Genomic DNA, 1,982 nt, shown 5'->3' on the forward strand with positions numbered 1-1,982 from the left:
CGATAAAGGGCATTGATTGGTGCAGCGATCGTTCGCGCATTACGAAATGAGCGGACCTCGCTCAAGCGGGCGCGGCGCCTGATCCTGAGCAGGAACGGCCCGGTGACGGCAATGTGTGTATACCCTTGGAGCTTGAGAAGGCTGCGGGCTTCAATGATCTCGCGTCGCATTTTTTGGGTACTGCCTCGGGCGCGAGTCAAAAAGAATTTTTCAACACCGATGTGAACGGCCGCGACGCGTGTAAAAATCGGCCAACTCGGATCAATAGCACGGACTGTTTCGGTCACATCCATTGCACCAAGTGCCTTGGAAACGGGGCGTGCAGGGCGCCATCCGCCCCAAAGGGCCACGGTCTGTCGAATGGTCAGCTGACGCATATGACTTTACCCCGGTCAGAGGCAGAGATGCCAGTGGGATTGGCGCGAGTTTACACGGGGTCGCAAGAAGTCCGCAACATGGCGCGATCCGGCCAGCGTACAGAAGCCAAGGCCACAAAATGCACCGAGATCCGGCCGGTGTTTTTCAAACAACTCCAGTTTTGCTAACCTGACGTAGACCCTTTGGAGCCTTTAGCTAAATCAATCTGCACCAAAAGCGCATCAAATGCCGCGCGCTCGTCTTTTCTGATTTGTGTTCCAACATCGGATGTATCGTACTCTTCGCTGTCATCGCTCGACAGACGGTCAGCTTTATTCATGGCCGCATTCGACTGTGCCAGCCGCTTCGTCAACCCTTCATCGACCACATCTGAACCCATTTCCTCAATGGCGTCTTGCATCTCATGGGCATGGCTGCGTCGCGCGGTAAGTTTCGCAAATTCCTCGGTCAGACACATCCGCGCAAGGTCCCCGTTGTCGGGTCGCCTTACGGCTGGCGTTATCGCGACATGTGCTTGTGCGAATAGCTTTTTCAGGGGTCCGTCGCCAATTTCCGCGATCAGCGCTGACTCGATATCCGCCTGCGGGTCCAGTTTGACCATGGCCTCGCGCAACAGGCCGGTATCGGGCCCGGAACAGATCATACGGTCCAACGCGCCCTGGAACTCTTTCAATACAAGTGGATTGCGGATCAAAACGGCCAGAATGACAGCTTCGTGCAGGTGATCTTCGGACAACGGGCCGCCTGCCAGCAAGGACGCCTTCGTGCTGGATTGTGCAGGCAGCTTCATGCCATGCGGCGTCCATTTTCCTCGGGGGCTGCCATGTTCAAACGACGCGTGCTTGTTGCCGAACAACTCTGACCGCAGGTCCTTGATCGCGTGGCCGTAATGGCTGCGGATCGACCGGTCTTTGATCAACATGATCTTTTCTCGCAGGGATTTATCCAGCGCCGCCTTGCGTTCTGGGCTGTCGAAATTCGTGCCTTCAACTTCGCGTTGCCAAAATAGTTGCAGCATCGGCAACGCTTCATTGATACGGTCACTCATGGCCCCTGCCCCAGCGGATTTCAGCAGATCATCCGGATCCTGGCCATCGGGCATCATGGCAAAGCGGACCGATTGTCCGGCCTCAAGCAGCGGCAACGCCAGATCAATCACCCGCGCGGCCGCCCGTTGCCCGGCCACATCACCGTCCAACATGATCACCGGTTCGGGTGCCACTCGCCACATCATCTGTAACTGGGTTTCTGTCACGGCCGTGCCAAGTGGTGCCACGGATGCTCCAAATCCCGCCTCGCTTAATGCAATCACATCCATGTACCCTTCGGCCACCAACAGCGGTTGCCCATTACCGGCAGCCTCGCGGGCGGGGCCGTAGTTGAACAGGCTGCTGCCTTTGTCGAACAGCTCGGTTTTTGGGGAATTCAGATATTTGGCGTTATCTGCCGGGTCCATTGCACGACCCCCGAACGCAATCGCACGTCCGCGTATGTCCCGGATCGGGAACATGATGCGGTGGCGAAACGTGTCATAGGGTTTCTTGCCTTGGTTTGAAGGTTTGCCCAAACCCGCGCCAAGGATCAAATCCTCCGCCACGCCTTTC

General features: G+C 57.0%; 2 protein-coding genes. Both read right to left on the bottom strand.

Annotation, left to right across the window (positions count from 1 at the left end; translation table 11 throughout):
- Window positions 1-293: hypothetical protein (locus ACFWW2_RS16025; protein WP_393929540.1), on the bottom strand; the 293-nt coding region annotated here is incomplete at its 3' end.
- 248 nt (window positions 294-541) lie between these two features.
- Window positions 542-1,982: DNA primase (locus tag ACFWW2_RS16030; protein WP_393929542.1), on the bottom strand; the 1,441-nt coding region annotated here is incomplete at its 5' end.

The sequence above is a fragment of the Yoonia sp. R2-816 genome (assembly GCF_046762905.1).
Classification (GTDB): domain Bacteria; phylum Pseudomonadota; class Alphaproteobacteria; order Rhodobacterales; family Rhodobacteraceae; genus Yoonia.